14 protein-coding genes are annotated in these 18,431 nt (G+C 57.5%); 4 read left to right on the plus strand and 10 right to left on the minus strand.

Going from position 1 to position 18,431, the window contains the following annotated elements; translation table 11 throughout:
* Positions 1–14 precede the first annotated feature (14 nt).
* A complete protein-coding gene (locus P3B99_004750; GenBank protein WYJ08431.1) occupies positions 15–260 on the plus strand; it encodes a hypothetical protein in 246 nt (81 codons plus the stop codon).
* Position 261: 1 nt separating this feature from the next.
* On the opposite strand, the gene P3B99_004755 is transcribed toward P3B99_004750, so the two are convergent.
* Both P3B99_004755 and P3B99_004760 read right to left on the minus strand, forming a co-directional pair.
* Entirely contained in the window at positions 262–786 is a 525-nt protein-coding gene (locus P3B99_004755; GenBank protein ID WYJ08432.1) for a phosphoribosyltransferase family protein, read from the minus strand.
* A 56-nt stretch (positions 787–842) separates the two neighbouring features.
* Positions 843–1,121, minus strand: coding sequence for a glutaredoxin domain-containing protein (locus P3B99_004760; GenBank protein WYJ08433.1), 279 nt, complete (start codon positions 1,119–1,121; stop codon positions 843–845).
* Positions 1,122–1,251: 130 nt separating this feature from the next.
* On the opposite strand from P3B99_004760, the gene P3B99_004765 reads away from it, so the two are divergent.
* The gene (locus P3B99_004765; protein ID WYJ06524.1) at positions 1,252–2,475 is read left to right on the plus strand and encodes a cysteine desulfurase; all 1,224 of its coding nucleotides are present in this window, start codon (positions 1,252–1,254) and stop codon (positions 2,473–2,475) included.
* A gap of 92 nt (positions 2,476–2,567) precedes the next feature.
* Here the strand turns inward: P3B99_004765 and P3B99_004770 are convergent, their stop codons facing one another.
* From P3B99_004770 to ruvB, 4 genes are all read right to left on the minus strand, one after another.
* A complete protein-coding gene (locus tag P3B99_004770; protein WYJ06525.1) occupies positions 2,568–2,867 on the minus strand; it encodes a hypothetical protein in 300 nt (99 codons plus the stop codon).
* Positions 2,868–2,918: 51 nt separating this feature from the next.
* Positions 2,919–6,920, minus strand: a complete 4,002-nt coding sequence (locus P3B99_004775) for a PEP-CTERM sorting domain-containing protein (protein WYJ06526.1) — start codon at positions 6,918–6,920, stop codon at positions 2,919–2,921.
* Positions 6,921–7,282: 362 nt separating this feature from the next.
* Positions 7,283–8,356, minus strand: coding sequence for an FAD-binding oxidoreductase (locus tag P3B99_004780; GenBank protein ID WYJ06527.1), 1,074 nt, complete (start codon positions 8,354–8,356; stop codon positions 7,283–7,285).
* Complete coding sequence (gene ruvB / locus P3B99_004785) at positions 8,356–9,378, minus strand: Holliday junction branch migration DNA helicase RuvB (protein WYJ06528.1); 1,023 nt, start codon at positions 9,376–9,378, stop codon at positions 8,356–8,358. The genes P3B99_004780 and ruvB overlap by 1 nt, the downstream gene beginning before the upstream one ends.
* Before the next feature lie 58 nt (positions 9,379–9,436).
* On the opposite strand from ruvB, the gene recF reads away from it, so the two are divergent.
* Together recF and P3B99_004795 are read left to right on the plus strand one after the other, a co-directional pair.
* Positions 9,437–10,510, plus strand: a complete 1,074-nt coding sequence (gene recF / locus P3B99_004790; GenBank protein ID WYJ06529.1) for a DNA replication and repair protein RecF — start codon at positions 9,437–9,439, stop codon at positions 10,508–10,510.
* A complete protein-coding gene (locus P3B99_004795) occupies positions 10,507–11,481 on the plus strand; it encodes an SAM-dependent methyltransferase (GenBank protein ID WYJ06530.1) in 975 nt (324 codons plus the stop codon). The genes recF and P3B99_004795 overlap by 4 nt, the downstream gene beginning before the upstream one ends.
* 73 nt (positions 11,482–11,554) lie before the next feature.
* Here P3B99_004795 and P3B99_004800 read toward each other — a convergent pair whose 3' ends face one another.
* Genes P3B99_004800 through P3B99_004815 form a run of 4 tightly spaced genes read right to left on the minus strand, consistent with a single transcriptional unit; the run spans position 11,555 to position 18,429 of the window.
* Positions 11,555–12,724 carry a lipid-A-disaccharide synthase gene (locus P3B99_004800; protein ID WYJ06531.1) on the minus strand — a complete coding sequence of 390 codons (1,170 nt, stop codon included), beginning with the start codon at positions 12,722–12,724 and terminating at the stop codon, positions 11,555–11,557.
* A complete protein-coding gene (locus P3B99_004805; GenBank protein ID WYJ06532.1) occupies positions 12,724–13,677 on the minus strand; it encodes a Gfo/Idh/MocA family oxidoreductase in 954 nt (317 codons plus the stop codon). The genes P3B99_004800 and P3B99_004805 overlap by 1 nt, the downstream gene beginning before the upstream one ends.
* A 44-nt stretch (positions 13,678–13,721) precedes the next feature.
* A complete protein-coding gene (locus P3B99_004810; GenBank protein WYJ06533.1) occupies positions 13,722–16,559 on the minus strand; it encodes an AsmA-like C-terminal region-containing protein in 2,838 nt (945 codons plus the stop codon).
* Between the two features lie 4 nt (positions 16,560–16,563).
* Positions 16,564–18,429: a DUF4340 domain-containing protein gene (locus P3B99_004815; protein WYJ06534.1), complete on the minus strand. Its 1,866-nt coding sequence runs from the start codon at positions 18,427–18,429 to the stop codon at positions 16,564–16,566.
* Between the last annotated feature and the right edge of the window lie 2 nt (positions 18,430–18,431).

Here is an 18,431-nt window from a genome sequence, read left to right on the forward strand (position 1 = left end):
TATTAATTGTGAGAATGCCCGAAAATTTGATAATTTTTCTCGCCATGTGCGGTACGGTTCTTTGGTCGCTGTACCGCGCCTATCCGTATTTTCTCGATGCCGACGACGCCCTCGACGCGTTCCAAAGCAAATATGTGTCGGAAAAATACAGCCCCAAGCACTTCGTGAAATGGCGCAGAAAAATGAGGATTGCCTGGGGGCTTGCAGTCGCCGTGTTCGCGGCGATAACCGTTGCGTTCTGCGCGCTGGGAATGCGCTGAGCTACTTTGCCGCCATGATGTCGGGAACGTTCCGCCCCAAGCCTCCGACGTCCAAGCCGTAGCCGTAAACAAAAACGTCGTCCACCGAAAAGCCGACAAAATCGCCCGACACTTTTTTGGAAACGCCCGTGCGCTTGTCGAGCAGAAAGCAGCCCCTTACCGACGCCGCGCCCGCGCGCAAAAGCATTCCGGAAACGGTCTCGTATGTGTGCCCCGTGTCGAGAATGTCGTCAATCAGAAGCACGTCCGCTCCCGCGACGTCGGGAAGCCCGCCGACAACCCTCGGCTCGTGAAGCGGCGTGCGCCCGTCGCCGTACGACGACACTTTAAGCGAATGAATGCGCATGCTTTTGCAGGCGATTTTCCGCGTGAGGTCGGCGGCGAAATACACCGCGCCCTCCGCGAGCCACACAACCACAAGCGAGACACCGCGCGAGGCAACCCACGCCGAAATTTCCGCGCCAAGCTCTTCCACGCGCCGCGCGATTTCCGCGCCGCCAATCAAAACCGTATCATTGTCGAACATGCCGAACGAATTTGCGCGGCATGGGGAAATTCGTCAACGCAATTCGAGCGGCGGAGCTATAAAAGCCCCCAATCTTTGAGGTCGCGGGAAAGCTCGCCGGCGTCGAAACGCCTGCCCGCCCGCCATTTTCCGTCGTATTCGAGGGTCGGTACAACCCAGTCAACACCGCCGTTTGCGTCAACCACGCGCTTCACGACGTCGGGAGGCTGGCGTTCGATGTCGAGCGCGTCGAACGGAACGCCCTTTTCTTTGAGGAAATCGACAGTCGCCCGACAGTGCGGGCAAATGTCCCAATAGTAGACTTTCAGTTTGGGTTTGTTCAATTTGAATTTCATTTCGGAGAAATTGTATCGGCGCGGACGCGGATTTTTTAAGCGGTTTTTGCGCCGCTGAATTTTTCCGACAAGTTCGCGGGGGCGCATTTTTTTCTTTGTCATGCGCCGCCGTTGTGCAATCATAAAGGCAATGGAATTTAACGTCAGCAAAATCAGGCGGGACTTCCCCGCGCTCGACCAGACAATGCGCGGCGGCGGAAAGCTCGTGTACTTCGACAACGCCGCGACCGCGCAAAAGCCGCGCTCGGTGGTCGATGCCGTCTCAAACTTCTACCTGCGCGACAACGCAAATATCCACAGAAGCGCGCACGAACTCAGCGACCGCGCAACAATCGCCTACGAACGCGCAAGGAACAGGGTGCTCGAATTCGCAAACGCGCCCGACGGTTTCACCGCAGTGTTCACGCGAGGCACAACGGAGGCGTTGAACATCGTCGCGCAGGCTTGGGGGCAGGAGAATTTGAAGTCGGGCGACGAAATCCTGCTTACCGAAATGGAGCACCACGCAAACATCGTGCCGTGGCAGATTGCCGCGCAAAAAACGGGCGCGAAAATCGCCGTCGCGAAAATCCTGCCCGACGGCTCGCTCGACATGGACGACCTCAAACGCAAGGTGTCGGAAAGGACGAAAATCGTATCAGTCGCGCACGCATCGAACGTGCTTGGAACGGTCAACGACATCGCGGAAATTTCGAAAATCGCAAAAAGCGTCGGGGCGAAATTTTCGGTAGACGCCGCGCAGTCGTCGCCGCACATGCTCGACGACGTCTCGAAGTTCGGCTGCGACTTCCTCTCGATGTCCTCGCACAAATGCTTCGGCCCGACGGGCTGCGGCGCGCTTATTGCAAGGCGCGAGCTGCTAGACTCAATGCCTCCCTACCAAAGCGGAGGCGACATGATTGAAAACGTCGCGTGGAGCGGCACAATTTTCCGCCCCTCCCCCGAACGCTTCGAGGCGGGCACGCCGAACATCGCAGGCGCAATCGGCTTCGGCGCGGCAATAGACTACATGATGTCGATTGACCGCGAGGGCGCGCATGCCCACGAGCGCAAGCTGCTCGACCGCATGACAGCGCGGCTTTCGGAAATCGGCGGGGTGCGCATTTTCGGAAACGCGGCGGGCAAAGTTCCCGTGGTGTCGTTCGACTGCATTGGAATCCACCCGAACGACATTTCCGTAATGCTCGACGCCTCTGGAATCGCGATTAGAACGGGGCATCACTGCGCCGAACCGCTTATGGGAACGCTCGGCGTGGAGGGGCTTGCGCGGGCGTCGCTTGCGTTCTACAATACGCTCGAAGAGGTGGATTTCTTCGCGGACACGCTCGAACGCGCGGTAAAACTGCTGTCGTAAATTCAAACAGTTTTTGACAAATAAAAAAGCAAACGCCCGATTCCGCATTAAGGAATCGGGCGTTTTTGTTTTCGAATCGTAGAGATTCCGAACTAACCCATATAAAAAATCAGGAACGCCGCGTACATGCACGCAAGCGCGAGCATTCCCGACACTATCAAAATGTTTGTGGCAACTTTACGCTTCTTCTCGAACTCCGCGTAGGCGCGGAAGTCGAGCTTGTCGCCGCCGCTTTTTATGAACGCCTCCATTGCGTCGCCGTCCCTGTTGAACCTCAGAAGCGCGGCGCACAGCCCTATAAAGCACGACACTATCGCGGCGGGCACAAGCACTTCCGCCGAGAAAAACATCGACACTATGTCAGCCAAATTCGGCGATATGTTTGCGTTCATATTAAGAAAAAAAGGCGGCGGCAGACGCCAACCGCCCATTGTTAAACAATTCTACTTTCTGCGGCGGTACACAGCCAAGCCCAACGCCAACACGCCGAGAATCGCAGCATAAGTCGAAGGTTCGGGAATCTGCGAGAACGCGTATGAACTGAATCCGTCAACCATGATGCTTGCGATTTCGTCGGCATAGTCTATTGCCGTGTCGAGCTTTGTCCAAACGCCGTCCGCGCCCTTGTGCCACGCAAGCAGCTTGCTTGCGTCTTCAACCGCGCCGACGTGCGCGCTGAACACTACGGAATATGTGTTGCCGTTGTCGCTCAAATCGACGTCGAACGCCGCGAGAACGTCGCCCTTAATGCCGCCGAGGTCGGTAGAAGCCTTGATTTCGTTGACTGAGAGAGCCGCTTCGCCAAGCCCCGAAACGTCGAAGTCGAGCGAAAGCTTGTCGGAAAGTTTCACGCTCTGGACGTCGTTCGCGCCAGTGCCAACCGTGATTGCCGAAGACACGAAAGATTCGCTCTTGCCAGCCGTGAATGTTCCACCGCTGAGAATGCCGCCGTAAGCCTTGACCGCGCCTTCTTCGCCCGAATAGTTGGAGAGTGCGAATGTCGCGCCGTCGGCAAGCGTTCCGCGTTTGAGAGAAAGCGTGCCATTGTTCGCGACGGAGGCGTTTTCCAACGCGCCGTTTCCGAGCGCAACGCCGAGAGTAGCTCCGTTTGCAATGCTTACCGACTTCGCGCCGAGACCGTTATTTGCGTTCATCACGCCAGCGGAAACGATGAGCGATCCTTTGAAGTCAGCCATCGAGCCGTTGACGTTGAGCGAACCCGCGCCGAGTTTCGATAGCGTCGCCGATTCGACACCCGCGATAGAGTCGCTTGCGCCGCCCGTCGTGCCGATTGTAAGAGTTGCGCCGTCTGCGACGTTGAGCGAAACTTTCGCCGAAGCCGTGCTGCCCGCTTCGCCGTTGTCCATGTAGAGGAAACCGCCGTTTGTCGCAGTGTTGCCCGAGAATGTAGCAGACTTCGTCGCATTGAGAGTGAGCGTTTCGCCGCCTACATAAATCGCGCCGCCCAAGCCAGCCGAGTTGTTCGTAAACGCAGCGTCGTTGAGGACAACTTCCGCGCCTGCGCCGAGTGCTTTACCGCCCTTGAAACGTTTCACAACCGCGAGCGCGCCGCCCTTGCCCATGGAGGCATCGCCAGTATTTTCGGCTGAATTGCCGTCGAAGAGCGTGTCGGAAATGTTGACGATTTTTGCGGTGTCGCTTTGATTTTCCACATAAACCGCGCCGTTTGTGAGCTTAGAGCCGTTTGAGCCAATCGACTTGTTGCCGATGAACTGCGAGCCCTTTATATCCAAATTCTGCTTGTACGCAAACACGCCCGACGATTGGACTTGCGTTGCCGAAACAGTGTTGTTTTTCAGCACCGTGTTCACAACTTCGCCGCTGCCCGAACCGTTGTAATAGAGTATACCCTGAATTTTCTCGCCGTCGTTGCGGGTTATCGAGTTGTCTTCGATGGTCGTGCCGTCGAGAGCCATTTTGCCCGCGCCCCAGTGGAGGAATACGCCGTAGGAATTGTTGTTGATTGCGTTGCCCGAGAACGTCGAGTTCTTGAACGTGATATCGAGCGGCGCACTGCCGAGAACATTCACAAGATATTTTGAATCAATGTTTTTGCCGTCGAGGTTTGTGATGACTTCAAGCGTGCCCTCGCCGCCGAAGCTCATGGGTTCTGCCATATCGAATTTGAGGTTAGAGACGTTCGAGCCGTTTGTGAGAACTATGCTGTTGATGTTTTTGATTTTTCCGTTGAAGTCGCCGTCCCACTTGTCGCCGTTTTGCCAACCGCCGAAGGTGAGGATGCGCGTTCCCGCGACCGTGCCGCCGTCCTGACCCGCGCCGTCGACCGTGCCAGTGAAGTTGCTGTTCGAGACAAAGCGAATCGACGAATTGCCGATCACCTTGGAATCCGCGCCCTTGCCGCCGCCGTAAATATCGCCCTTGATGTCCGAATTTCCGTAGATTTCAATCTGCGTGTTGCCTTTGACCGTGTCGTTTTCGCCGCCACCGTAGACGTTGCCTGCAACTGTCGCTCCTTCGTAAGTTTGAACGTGGGTCTGCTTGTTTACAACCCCACCGTTTCTGCCACCGCCGTAAATGTCACCATTGATTACGCCTCCGTTGGCGCGCACCGCGGTCATACCCTCGACCGTGCTACCCTGCTGGCCGCCGCCGTAAACGTTGCCGTTGACTGTGCCGCCGTTGATATTTGTATAGGCGTTGTTCTTAACGACGCCGAACCTGCGGCTCCCGCCAAAGAGATTGCCGTTAACTGTGGCGTTGTCGTTGACCGAAAGCCAAGTATCCGTACCGACATAGGGCAAGTTGCCGCGCGTGTCGTTGTTTACACTGTTTGCGCCAGCGAAAACGTCGCCGTTGACCGTTGCATTCTCGGAAATTTTGATACTTACATGTTCTTTCACAGAACCGTAAGAACCGCCGCCGCCGATAATTGCAACACTTCCGTCGCCAACGACCGCATTGCCCTTTACGTTGACGTTGACATTGCCGCCAAGAACCATTTTTTCCTTGGCGATTTCTTCGCTTTCCTGCCTGTTTGTGTTGATTCCGCCACGAATTTGCCCGACTTTCGAATTGCCGTCAACGGTGATATAAATGTTGCCGTTGATGCCGCCGAATTTTGTTTCGTCCGCCTTATCGTAGGCATAGTTGGAACCGTAGATTTGATTTACAGTGGCGTCTTTTACACTAATCGTCGTATTGCCGTTGACCGTACCGCCAACGCCGTCCGCGCCGTAAATGTTGCCGACTTTGCCACCGTTAACTACGATAGTTGTCGCCCCATTGTGGACTCCGTTCAAGCCGCCGTAGATTGCGCCGATTTCGCCCGAATCGACAATAACCTGCGTATTGCCCTCGACCGTCGCGCCGTCCGCACCGCCGATTACGAGCGTGCCGATTTTCACGCCGTCCTCAACCTTTGCGCTTATGCCCTTAGCCGTCAACGCGCCTGCGCCTTTACCGCCCATAACTACATTGCCTGCGGAATCGCCGAGGACGGTCGTCTTGTCGAAGGTGTGGTTTACAAGGTCTGCCTGTGTGTATTCGTGGTTGCCGCCGAAGTAGATGTAGCCGCAATTTGCGTCGACCTTGCCGCCAGCGCGCGAATTATTGGCAATTATTGCCTTGTTGCCATACATAAACACGTTTCCGTTTGTTGTCGTGTCGGAATGGGAATCTATTGTTATGGTCTTTCTTGCGTCGCCCGCAGCACCCGCAAGTTCGAGTGTTCCGCCCGTATCGCCGACAAATACAACATTGTCGGCAAGTTTTGTTTCAAGCTTTATGGAAGAAGACTCTCTGGCAACATAAGAACCCGAAAAGTTCGAAATGTCGCCTTTAATCGCTACATTTGCGGGAGCGGCGTTTTCGAGGATTTTATCGCCCTCAAAATTGAGGTTTTCCCGCGTCCTTGCCGAAATTGTTCCTGCACCTTCGATTTTACCGTTAAGCGTGTAGTTGCCGTTTGTAAATGACAATTCCGTATTTTCTTCCAGATTAAAAGCCTTAATATTGGAGGGATTATTTGTGCCCGAAAGGAAATACGCTCCCGACCCCTTTCTGTTGCCCTGCTCGTTTACCGCGGTAAAAAGAGTGAGTGTTCCGCCGAAATTCGAGAAATTACTTTCTTGCGATATGTAAACGCCTCTGCCGAAACGGATTTCTCCCGCTCCCGAAACTTTTTTGACGTCATACAACCTGTATGTGTCTTGGTCGGAAGCTTTGACCTCGAAGATACCGTCAATCGACATACTGCCGACATTTACAACCGGACCTTTATGGAGTGTTCCGTCGGGCAAACCGCCGTCGCGATAATACGCGCCCGAAGCCTGCACATATTCTCCGTTCGCAATGTCGAAGCTTTCGACATCTTCGATAGACTCGACAGTTTTAGTAGGTTCTACCGCCATTGCCGCGCCCGCAAAGAGCGCGAATGTCGACAATACAATCAATGATTTTTTCATAGTTGCCACCTTGAATATTATGTTCTAATTTAAAATTGAATGGCGGAGCATAGTATTCAGAATACTATGGTTTTTCCCAATTTCACATTACATTGAAGCGCAGCAATTAAGATGAACAGATAAGCTGCAAAAAGACAACGCTGCCGTGCGGCCGCATTATTAAAGATTCACCACAACATACTAACGGTTAAGCACAAAAATCCGTCCGCTATAAAAATTATTTGACAGCAGTATTCTGAATACTATGTCCGTACAAATTGGTCAAAAAAAAATTTTTTCGGCAGTGCCGCAAAAAACGGAAAATCGGCGGGCGCGAAAGCGCGCGAGTGCGCCGAAAGCTGAAAGTCGGCGCGCGCCGCGAGTCAGGCCTTCGGGAAAAACTTTCTGGCGTGCCGCGCCAAGTCGGCCTCCGAATCGAGCGCGGTTTTGCCGTCGAGCCAGTCGCAAAAGTGCTTTGCGAAGTACGGGCTTAGCGCGTAGCCTTTCGAGCCGAAGCCGTTGAACGAAAGCAGCCGCGAATCGGCGGGGTGCGCCCCCAAGTGCGGGCGCGTCGTTGCGGTGCACGGCCTAACCCCCGCGCTGTGCGACACTACATCGAACGCGTATTTTTTGCCGAACATGTTGGGAGCCGCCGCCAGAAGCTCGGCGCGGGCGGCGTCGGTAGGCTCGGAGTCGAGGCGTTCCCTGTCCCAAGTAGAGCCGATTCGGAAGAGTCCGTCGCCGCATTTCATAATCCAGTTGCCCCTGTGTATGATATGCGGCGGAACTTCGGCGTCGGAGCGTATCGACAGAATTTCGCCCTTTGCGGGACGGTAGGGCAGCCACGAAAAATAGGGGTTTTTTTGCGCGCGCCAGCCCTCGCAGAAAACGATTTTCCGCGCGGAAAGCCCGCCGTACGAAAGCGTTTCGCCCGACGTGTCGAGCTTCGCATAGTCGAACCTTTCGCGGACGAGAACGCCGCGCGACTCGAAGTACTTTTTGAACGCCTCCATTGCCTGCTGCGTTTCTACCCACGCGGAATGCTCTATGAAAAACGAGCCGTTCGAGTCGTTGAGCGCGTCGAAAAAGCCCGCGGGGTGCGATTCGCCGAGAAATTCGGCGTAGTCGGGAAGTTCGGCGCGTGTTGTCCAAAGTTCGCGCTCTTCGGGCGAGCGGCATAGTTGGAGGATTTTTCTGTCGTGAAAAAACTCCGCCCCAAGCTTAGACTCCAACGCGCGGTAGAACTTTTTTGCGTAGGGGTGCGCCAGACCGCTCCGCCAGCTTTTGACAAGCCGCTTACCCGTTATCGGGTTAATGACGCCCGCGGCGACAAGGCAGGCGGCGTCGCGCCACGATTCGTCGAAAATTTCAATCTTTGCGCCGCGTTCGAGAAGCTCGAACGCAAGGCAGGAACCCGCAATGCCCTGCCCCACTATTATGTAGTCGAGCGTATCCATCAGAAAAGGTCGCCCTGCCGCGCGATTCCGCCAAGCCCGAGCACGCGCCAAGCCTTGTCGGTGAGCACGCGCCCCTGCGGGGTGCGCTTCACGAATCCCTCCTGAATGAGGTAGGGTTCGTGGACTTCTTCGAGAGTGTCGGCCTCCTCGTTGACGGCGACGGCTACCGTTCCAAGCCCGACGGGCCCGCCGCCGTAGTTTTGCGCCATGACGCGGAGCATGCGCTTGTCCATTTCGTCAAGCCCGTTTTCGTCGATTTCCAAAAGTTCGAGGGCGGAGACTGCGACGTCGCGCGTGATTTTCCCGCCCGCGCGTTCCTCGGCGTAGTCTCGCACAAAGCGTATGAGGTTGTTTGCTATGCGCGGAGTGCCGCGCGAGCGTCGGGCGATTTCGTCCGCGCCGTTTTTGTCGATGCGCACGCCGAGCAGGTCGCACGAGCGCAGGACGATTGAAACCAAATCCGCCCGCGAATAGTAGTCGAGCCGCGTTTGCAGCGTGAAGCGGCTGCGTAGCGGCGACGACAGCATGCCCGTGCGCGTGGTAGCCCCGATTAGCGTAAATTTCGGCACGTTCAGCCGCACGCTCCGCGCGTTCGGCCCCTGGTCAATCATGATGTCGATTCGGAAGTCCTCCATCGCGCTGTAAAGAAATTCCTCTACGGTGCGCGAAATGCGGTGGATTTCGTCGATAAAGAGAATGTCGCCCTCTTGGAGGTTCGTAAGAAGCCCCGCGAGGTCGGACGCCTTTTCTACGACAGGGCCCGAAGTTATGCGAACCTGCGCTCCCATCTCGTTGCCCAAGATGAACGCGAGCGTGGTTTTGCCGAGACCGGGGGGGCCGTGGAGCAAAATGTGGCTGAGGGTGTCGCCGCGTTTCTTCGCAGCTCCTACCATCACTTTCAGCCGCTCGACCGTCTTGGGCTGCCCCGCGAATGCGTCGAAGCCAGACGGACGCAGGGACGATTCGAAATCGTCCTCCCTGCGTTCGAGCGCGTCTTGGAGATAGTCGCTTCCTTTTTCCATTTTGCCGAAAATTTGCGTTGATGAAATTTGCGTCCACCCTACACTTCTTTCCGATTTTGTGAAGATTAATTTTGTAAGGCTCGAAAATTTCAGGAATGTGGAGTTTGCCGACGTGCGGCTCGACGCGCAAAGCGTGTGGATTCGCGGCAAAAACGCGCAGGGGAAGACCAACCTGTTGGAGTCGCTCGGAATGCTTTGCGCTCTGCGCTCGTTCAGGACATCGGACATGTCGGCAATAGTCGCGTGCGGCAAAGACGAGGCGCGGATTCTCGCGGGGGTTGAGCACGAAAAATTCGGCGAGTGCGAAATCCTGATTTCCGTTTCCGACAAGCGGCGCGTTTCGGTCAACGGCGAAGAGACCAAATTTTCCGACTTCATCGGCAAATTCCCCGCGCTCGCAATGGGCAACGAAGACATCAGGCTTCTGAGAGGCTCGCCCGAAAACCGCAGGAAAGACGCCGACATGTTCGTTTCATCGCTCGACGCCGAATATTTCGCCGCCCTCAAAACCTACCACGCCGCCCTCGCGCACCGCAACGCGCTTCTGCGCGGCGGCGAAACGGGCGAATCGGCGTACCTGCCGTTCGAAATTCAGATGGCGGAGGCCGCCGCAAAAATCCTGTCGGCGAGGCGCGGGATATTGGGAGAGCTCGGCAGGCGCGCTACCGAAAAATACGAAATCCTCGCGCGGGAAAACGGCGAAAGCGCGGAAATAAAAATCAGGCCCAACTGCGACGCCGAATCGCCCGCCGCCCTGCTGAAAATCCTCGCCGAACACAGGGCGAAGGACATCGAACGCCGCGCAACCTCGCACGGGCCGCACCGCGACGACTTCAAAATACTCGTCGGCGGCAGGGACGCGAAAACGTACGCGTCGGAGGGGCAGCAGAGGTCGGCGGTAATCGCGCTGAAACTCGCGCAGTTCGAAATTCTGCGCGACACTCTCGGCGTCCGACCGACCGTTCTTTGCGACGACATTTTGGGAGAGCTTGACGCCTCGCGCCGCTCCGCGTTCTGGTCTTGCGTGGACGCCGACGCGCAGATTGTGGCGACCTCCACAACCGACGCCCCGACCGACGCCGCAAGGGGCGTCTGGAAAACAATCACAGCCCGCGCGGGAACTTTCGAATGAACCCCGTTCTTGCAAAACTTTTCGGCGAACACGCCCGCGGGAACTCCGCAAAAATTCCGTGGGAAACTTTCATCGACGCCTGCCTCTACGACGCCGAATTCGGCTACTACCGCAAAGACAAACTGCGCGTGGGCGGCGACGGCGCGGACTTCTACACGTCGGCAAGCCTCAAAGAAAGGGTGTTCTCGGAGCTTGTGTTTGAGTCCGCAAAAAGCCTTCTGGCGGAGCGCGGCGCGGACATCGCAGGCTTCGAATTCTACGAAATCGGCGCGGAGCCGAACACGCGCATAATCGAAAACTCGAAAGTCGCGCGGCTCGGCGACCCAATCGAAATTCCGCCGAACGCCGTCGTAATTTCCAACGAGCTTCTCGACGCCCGCCCGTTCTCGCGCTTCCGCTTCGGCGGCGGCAAGTGGCGCAAGGGCTTTGCGGAAATCGAAAAGTCGGGCGGCGGATTCGGCGTTTGCGAAATTTTCGGCGAAGCGGACGCCGCCGAAACCGCAATGCTCGAAAAATATTTTCCCCGCGCGAAAGTGGAGGGGTTCAGGATAGACGCTTCGTTCGACGCCCTCGAACTCTTCGAAAAAATCTGCGCCCAAACGCGGCGCGGCGCGATAATTTTTGCCGACTATTTCAGAACCGCCGCCGAGCTTTCCGAACTGCCCTTCGGCACGGCGCGCGGATACTTCAAGCATGCGGATTTCGCCGACATCGCGCGGAACGCGGGCGACGCCGACATCACGTTTTCGCCGTGCTCCGACATGCTCGCAGACATCGCGGGCAAATGCGGATTTTGCGGAATTTCTACGGAGACGCAGGAGTCGTTTTTCATGCGGCGCGCGCGGGGAAAAATCCGCGAGATTGCCGAATCTCCCAACCCGCTCGACTTCCGCAAGCGCGAGCTTGCGCAACTGCTAAGCCCCGTCCACATGGGAGCGGCGTTCAGGGTGTTTTCGGCGGTAAAACTTTAAGCGTTCGACAGCGCGGAGGCGGGGAAAAAATTCGCCTACAACACGCGCAACTCCGCGCAAAGAAACCGCGCGGCTATTCCGAGACTCTCGCCAGCAGCCACTCTGCGGCGGACATTTTCGACGGAGCGCGGAGCACCGATTTCAGCGTGCCCGCGTAGGCAAGAAATTCCGCGCGCGCCGATTCGCCGAGGCAGCCGCGCATGTATTCGGCAAGCGGCTTCGGGGAGGCGTCGAACTGTATGAACTCGCGCCACGCGGGCTTGTCGAGAATGATATTTGCTATGCTTAAATATTTAATATTGACAAGCGCGCGCCCCACTATGTACGTCAGCGGGTTCGCCCTGTAAACAATCGCCCCCGGAATGCCCTCCAAAGAGCATGAAAGCGACATCGTTCCAGAGCTTGTCATCATCGCCTTTGCGGAGACAACTTCCGACTCGTTGGCAATCAGGCGCACGCGCGGGGCGACGTCGGGATTGCGCGAAAGCGTGTCTTCGAGAATTTTGCGGATTGCCTCCGTCGGGTACATCGCCACGGCGCGTTCTTCGGGGAGCATTCGCAACGCGCCGACCATCGTCGGGAAAATGCGCGAAACCGCGATTCCCCTGCTGCCCGCAAGCAGCAAAATTTCGCCGTTTGCGTCGTAGCGCACGGGCGGCTTGTATTCGGGCGAAAGGAAGGGGTGGCCGACAAACGAAGTTTCGAGGGTCGTGTCTGCGTAGCATTTTGTCTCGAACGGGAAAATCACCGCGAGCGAGTCGAGCACTTCCGCCATTTTGAAACGCCGTCCAGCCTTCCACGCCCAAATTTGTGGGCTGATGTAGTAGAGCATGCGCGTTCCGCCGCCGCCCTTTACGCTCACGCCGCGCTCTTTGAGCATTTTTGCGATGTGCAGGTTGAAGCCGGGATAGTCCACAAAGCACACGGCTTTGGGCTTGTATTTTACAATCCAGTCCACGACGGCTTCGGAAAGTTTTTTGAAAAACCCGTAGTTTTTGAGAACCTCGAACAGCCCGACGACCGAAAAGCTTGTCATGTCGAAGAGCAGCTGCGCCCCCGCGCGGGCGAGGCACGCGCCGCCGAACGCGCAGACTTTAAGGTCGGGATTTTCCGCGCGGGCGGCGGAGACCATGCGCTCCGCCTGTTCGTCGCCAGAATGCTCGCCCGCAATGACAAGCACGTCGCACGCGCCCCGTTCGGGCGCGGCAAACGAAAACGTCCTTGTGGCGAGAACGTCGGGCATTATACGGCGTTTTCCTCCGCCATTTGGGCGCGGATTTGGCGCGTGATTTCGAGCGCGACTTCGAGTGCGCTAAGCCCCAGCTTTGCGTCCACCTTCGGGCTTTTCTTGTTGACCACGCAGTCGGCAAAGCTTGCAAGTTCGGTTTTGAGCGGCTCGTGCCTTTCAATCGGCACTTCTTCGGGAATGATTTCCGTGGCGTCCTTGATTCTGATTACATGCCCCTTCTGGTTCATGTAGTCGAGCGACATGTACGTTCCCTTTTGGAAAATTCTGATTTCGCGCAGTTTTTTGAGGCTTACGCGGCTGACGTTGAGGTTCGCCACGCACTTGTTTTCGAATTGAATGCGTGCGTTTGCAATGTCCTCGCTCTTGCTCAGAACGTTGACACCCACTGCCTCGATTTTCGAGACGTGCGAGTTTGCGAGTTTTAGCACAACGCCGATGTCGTGAATCATCAAATCGAGCACGACGCCTACTTCCGTTCCGCGCGGGTTGAACGGCGCGAGCCTGTCGGCGGTGATGAAGCGCGGGTTGTCCACGCGCGATTCCATGAACTCCATGACGGGGTTGAAATGCTCTATGTGCCCCACCTGCACCACGAGGTTTTTCTCCCGCGCTTTTTTGACGATGAGTTCGGCGTCTTCAACCGACGTGCAGATGGGCTTTTCTATGAGGAGGTCGCAGCCCTGTTCGAGGAGCGGGAGCGCGACTTCCGTGTGGCGGTCGGTCGGGACGACGACGCTTACCGCATCGCACGCCGCGCCTAGCTCGGCGATTGAATCGAACACCTTGCAGCCCTCGTATTTCGAGGCAATCTCGATTGCGCGTTCGCGGTTGTTGTCGTAAACGCCGACAAGCTCCGTGGATTCAAGCTCCGCATAGATGCGGGCGTGGTGTTGACCGAGGTATCCGACGCCTACGACGCCGCAACGCAGTTTTCCGTCATTATTCATATGCCCGAAAATTACGCCGCCCGACCGCGCTTGACAAGCAAATATCAAAGCGAATCCCGCATATCTTCGAGAACCGCCTCCTCGCTTTTGAGGATTTTCACGGGGTTGACTTTCACGTCCACTTCGGGGTCCGACAGTTTGCCGTCGAGCCGCACTTCCACAGTGTTTGCAATCGGGTTGAGAATGGCGGCAACGCTCGAAACAATCGGCATCGTAAGCCCGCCGAACGGGCGTATCGCAAGCGAGGCGTCGAGGTCGTCGCGCACGAAGTCGTACGCCGCCGCGCCCTTGATTTGCATGACGGCCCCCCCCATTTCGAGCTTCGGGAACTTCACCGCCCCGCCCGAAATCTCGAACGGGCTTAGCGCGTAGGTTATGTCGAACGACCCGAACGGAAGACGCATTGCCGAGAGCGCGCGGGAGAGCACGCCGAAGAGGTTTAGCCTGATTAGGTCGGCGTTTTCGACGCCCGCGTAGCCGCTTCCGACGGCGTCCTCGAAATGCGCGACGTCGCCTTTAAGCGCAATCGACATCGACACCGTTCCGTTTTCGCCGCCGTCGACGATTGACTTCTTTTTTTGCGGCGGCGCGGCGTTTGCGGATTTCTCCCGCGCGTTTTTTTCGTCCGCGCTTCCGCCGTCCGAGCCGAGCGAGTAGAGGAAATCGGTAAACGCCGCCTGATTCATTTTGTCGGCGCGGAAGCTGCCGTCGAACTCCATCGACTTCTCCGTTTTGTGAAGCGCGACGGAGCCTTCGGTCTTCCCGCCGCAGAATTCGAACGACGCGTTTTCGATAAGCGTGTCGATTTTGTCGCTTCGGGCGGTAAACTTCGCCCCGACGAGAGTCGCGACGTTTTCCACGACGGTCTCACCCGCGACCTCCGCCTGCGCGTTAAAGATGTCGGAAAGTTTTTTCGGATTGTTTTCGGGGTTGCGCAGAAGCGCGGAAAATTTCAGCTTGGGCGGAGATTTGAATTGAACGACGTCGAAGACTTCGCGCACGTCGTCGCCGCCGAGCGCGACAAGTTCCGACGGCGACAGCTCCGAATCGAACGCAATCCGCTGCTCGTCGAACGACGTTATTCCGTCTTTGAGATAGAGCCACTCTATCGTGCCGTTCGCCCGACGCCCGCCCGCGTCGATGTCCACGTTGTAGAGCGAAATGCGCTCCGGCGCGACAAGCACGTTCAGCGAAAACGACGAGAACTCAGCTCCCGAATACTCCGCGTCCGCGCCCGATGCCCGCGCGTAGCACCACATGTATTCGGGCTTCCCCCATGTGCCCTCGACCGACACGTCCGCGTACGGGAAATTTTTGCCGCCCCTGAATTTAAAATCCTTCATCACGCGCGTCCACCAGTCCTCCATGAAATGCGCAATCGCCATCGGCCTTATGTTTCCGACGACGCGCACGCGGTACTGCAAAGTGTCGAAATTCTGAATAAACTCTCCGCCCACGCGCCAGCCCTCGCGCGCGGCGACCGAAAGGTTCTCCGCCCGCATTACCCCGCCCGAATACGAAACGTCGCCCGAAAGCGCGGAGACGGGAATATTCATCACAAGACAGTTGTCGGCGCGGACGCGCATGCGCACGTCGGCGTCGCCCGATTCCGCCGAGACCCAGCCGCCTCCCGAAAGCGAAATGCCGTTGGGGAAGTCGAGCTGTTTCAGTTCGGGAATGTCGGCAAGCTCGCGGCGGGCGAGCAGCGGGCGCGGGTCGAAAACGCCGTCAAAACCGAAGCGCACGCGTCCTTTTTCCGAAACCGAAAATTCTCCGCCGAACCTGTGCGCGCCCATGCTTGCGAAAACCCGCCAGCCCCCCCGCCAGTTCGCGGTGTCGAGGGAGCTTTTCGAGACCGCGACGTTCCCGATGTCGGTGCCGTCGTACGAAATTTTCTTTGCGGCAATCTCGACGTTTTCAAGCCCGACATAGCCGCCGTCGAAAACAACCCCCGCCCGCGCCGAGACGTTTTCGAACGACGGAAACTTTTCCCTCGAAAAATTCTCCGCCGACGCCGAAACCGAAAGCGAGTCCGTCCCGCGCGTTCCGTCGTACGAGAGCCTTACGCGGAAATTCCTTGCGTCGGCGTCCGCGCCGAGCAGGTCGAAAGTAGCCCCGCCCGCCACGAGCGCGGCCTCCGCCGAGCACGCGCCGCCGGCGTAGAAGACGAACTCGGCGTTCAGCGCGGGCGCGGAAAACATGTCGGCGTATTTTTTGAATTCGGGAAACTTCGACATTGCGGCGTCGAAGCGGCGCGCGGGCGTCGCGGATTGCCCCGCGTCCGCAGAGTCCGCGTCCGACTTCGCGAGAAGTCCGCCGAACGCCGAAGACGGGTCGAAATTTTCGTTCACAAAGCCCGAAAGGCTGACCGACACCCCCGCGGAGGAAAAGCGGCACGCGTTTATTTTCCACCATTCGCCGCGCTTGGAAGCGTCGAAGTAGAGCGATTTTAACGCGGGAGTTTTGTCTACGTCGGCATAGGTCGCCCCGACGCGCCCGTCGATAATCCGCAGGGATTCGGGCACAAACTCGCCGCGCAGCAGCGGCGCAAGACCGAGCGTTGCGCACACTTTCCGCGCCTTGAAAAAATCCTCCGGCGTGCCGTTGAAACGCGCCGCGACCGAATCCGCCTCAATGTTCCCCCTGAAATCAATCCTCAGCGCGGAAATTTCCAAGTCAAGCCCCGCCTCTTCCGCCGCCTCTTCGATTTGCTCGCGGACGAATTCAGGCAGGCTTATGCGGAAGTCGAAATAGACCGCCGCCGCCAAGGCGCATTGAAACGCAAGCAGCGCGTACAGAAACGCGTTCAATCCGTAGAGCGCGCGCCAAAACGAGTTCAGAAGAAACGTCGAGACGCGCAGGCCTGTCTTGGTTCGAGCCACAATGCTATTTTTTTGGCGGAGCTACGGGAGCGGGCTTGCGCAGCTCTTCGGAAACGACCGAGCCGCGCGTAAATTCGAAAAGCGCGTCGACGAAATCCGCCGTCGGCACGAACACGGAATCGCCGTACAGCCCGTACTGGGTGAGTCCTCCGAGGCGTTTTGTGAACTTCCAGCCGCGCGTTTCGGAGACGTTTGCGCCCGTGCCGCGCACTTCGAATTCAGCCGAAAGCGCGTACTCCCACGGGACGGTTTTCCCGCCGACGGAAACGCCGTTTGCGTCGAACGCGCAGTCGGCATAGTTTTTAACGGCAAAAAGCTTTACGGAATTTACGATTTTTTCCGCCGCGGCGCGTGTGCGGGCGTCGAGCTTCGAGACCGCCTCCGAAAAATCGCCGTTTTTTGCGTTCAGAGCAAACAGCTCCGCGCCGCCTTTTGAAATTTTCACGGAGGTCAGAACCGCCTTTTCGGGCAGCATTTCGACGATTTTCGAGCGGTAGCGCAGGAAGTCCGTATCGGCAAGGCTTGCGACGTCGCGGTCTATGCCGAAAACCGCGTCGGAGTCGGGCGTTTTTGCGTAGACAAGCCCCGCGCCCGAAGCGTCGAAACCGCTCCCCACAACAAGCCCCGCCGACGCGCCGTCGGACATCGAAACCGTGATTTTAAGCGATTCGGGCGTTATGCCGAAACGCGCCAGATTCTCGCCAGGGGCGTCGCTCACAAAGCTGCGGATTCGCGTTTTGGAAAGGTTTAACAGCAGCGCGCTGAGAGCGGCGGCGTCCGCCCGCGCAGTCGCCGACGCGCCGTCGCGGCGTTCGCCCGCGACGTCCCAAACGCCGTTTTTGAGCTTTGCAAAGCGCAGGGTTTTGCCGTTTTTGGAAATGTCCAAACCAGAAACTTTTTCTATGTCGAAGCGCACGGGGGTTTTGTCGCGAAGCGTCGTCTGCAAGTCGGCAAGGTTCTTGAACGCGGCGGCGTCGAGCGTGAAAATCGTCGGGTTGTCTTCAAGACGCGCGTAGATTTGCGAGCCGTCTTTCGTCTTGCCGCCGAGCAGCAGCACCTGACGCCTGTTTGTGCCTTCAAGCGTGATTGTGGTGGGCAGCGCCGACACCTCGAAGCCCGCCTCCGCGGGGCTTTCGTTCGAAAAGCTCTTTGCGGGCAGCTGGCAGATTTCGCCCAGGAACGCCTCCACCTCGTTGCCGTCGGCGGCGGCGACAATCGGGGTTTCGAACTTCCATTTTCCGCCGTCGCGCACAAGCCCGATTCTGCGGAAATTGCCCTTCATCGACCCCGCCGACTCCGCCGACGGCAGGCGTATTGAAAACGCGGAGACCTCGAAGCGCGGAATGTCAAAGACATTCTGGTTGCGCAGACGCTCGGTATCGACGACAAGGCTTTCGACAAACTCCCTATCGACCACGATTATCCTGTCGCCGTTTTGGTCGAGCATATAGATTCGGTCGCCCACGGGCGCGCTTTTGCCTATTTTTAGCGTGTACATCTTTTTGCCGTTGCCGTAGCGGAACGTGTAGGCGGGATCGTCCAAGCCGTATTCGGCGAGCCCGTGCCCGTGCTTGGAAACCTCGGAAAGCGAGAAGCTCGCCTCCCTGTCGAGAAACTCAATCTGGTTTCTGATTCGGTTGACGGCAAAGAGGTTCGCCGGCCAGTCGATGGGCGAAGTTATGCGCCACTTGTTGTTTTCGAATTTCAGCACGCGCGGCTTGTCTATGCCCCTGCCCGAAATTTCGAGAACGGTAAACGGCACGGTGTCGGCGGCGGGCGCAGCCGCCGACGGATCGCGTTCAAGCGACCACAGGGCGAAGAACAGCGCGGCGTTCGCCAAGATGAGAAAAATAGTGAGTCTGAATCGCATAT

Source organism: Opitutia bacterium KCR 482 (genome assembly GCA_029269845.2).
Classification (GTDB): Bacteria; Verrucomicrobiota; Verrucomicrobiia; order Opitutales; family Intestinicryptomonadaceae; genus Merdousia.